The sequence below is a fragment of the Methylobacterium sp. WL18 genome, assembly GCF_008040015.1.
Lineage (GTDB): Bacteria > Pseudomonadota > Alphaproteobacteria > Rhizobiales > Beijerinckiaceae > Methylobacterium > Methylobacterium mesophilicum.
Window position 1 is genome coordinate 1 of record NZ_VRVD01000967.1, and the last position, 1,254, is coordinate 1,254.

General features: G+C 74.6%; 2 protein-coding genes. Both read left to right on the forward strand.

The genetic code is table 11. The features are described 5' to 3' along the window. On the forward strand, window positions 1–642 hold a 642-nt coding region (locus FV228_RS30150), incomplete at its 5' end, for an FAD-dependent oxidoreductase (RefSeq protein WP_187277980.1). Beyond that, the coding region (locus tag FV228_RS30155) for a carotenoid 1,2-hydratase (RefSeq protein ID WP_147857778.1) at window positions 639–1,254 on the forward strand (616 nt) is incomplete at its 3' end. The genes FV228_RS30150 and FV228_RS30155, both read left to right, overlap by 4 nt.

The following is a 1,254-nucleotide window of genomic DNA, read 5'->3' on the forward strand; positions in this document are numbered from 1 at the left end:
GGCGAGCGGCTGGCGCCGGCCGAGCGCTCGCTCTCCGCCGTCACCCTGTGCCGGGCGGCGGTCCCGCGGGGATTTCCGCTGGCCCACCACAACGTGTTCTTCTCGGACGACTACCGGGCGGAGTTCGACACGATCCTGCGGCGGCGCCGCCTGCCCGACGACCCGACCATCTACATCTGCGCGCAAGACCGGACCGAGACGGGCGCCGCGCCCGCCGGGCCGGAACGCCTGCTGATGCTCGTCAACGCTCCGGCGGACGGCCGCGAGCGCCCGCTGACGCCCTCGGAGATCGCCCGATGCGAGACGAATCTGAACCGCCGACTGGAGGCCTGCGGGCTGACCTTCGCGGAAACCCTGCCCCCGGTGGTGACGGACCCGGCCGGGTTCGAGAGCCGGTTTCCCGGGAGCGCGGGGGCGCTCTACGGCCGGGCGCCGCAGGGCTGGGCCTCGACCTTCAAGCGGGCGGGCGCCCGGACGGCGTTGCCGGGGCTGTACCTGGCGGGGGGCACGATCCATCCCGGCCCGGGCGTGCCGATGGCGGCGCAATCGGGCCGGCTGGCGGCGGCGGCGATCCTGCAGGACCGCGATTCGACGGCCCGGTCGCGCAAGACGGCTACGCGTGGTGGTACGTCGATGCGGTGAGCGACGACGGTCGCCAGGGGCTGACGATCATCGCGTTCATCGGCAGCGTGTTCTCGCCCTACTACGCCTGGAGCGCCGACAAGAACCCGTTCGCGCACTGCGCCATGAACGTGGTGCTGTACGGCGACCGCAGCCGCTTCGCCATGACCGAGCGCGGCGCCGGAAGCCTGTCGCGCAGCCGCCACCACATCGCCATCGGCCCCAGCGCGATGGAATGGGACGGCACCGCCCTGACGGTCCGGATCGACGAGCGCGGCGCTCCCCTGCCCCACCGCATCCGCGGCACGGTGCGCCTGGAGCCGCGGGGCTTCACCCCCGGGCCGTTCCACCTCGACCCGGGCGGGCGCCACCGCTGGTGGCCGATGGCGCCGTCCTCGCGGGTCGAGGTCGCCTTCGACCGGCCGGGCCTGCGCTGGACCGGCAGCGGCTACTTCGACACCAACGACGGCGACGAGCCCCTGGCCTCGGCCTTCACCCGCTGGACCTGGTGCCGGGCCGACCTGCCGGACGGGGCCGCGATCCTGTACGATGTGCGCCACCGCGGCGGCGGCGGCCAGAACCTGTCGCTGCGCTTCGCCCACGACGGCAGCCGCCGCGAGATCCGCCCGCCGC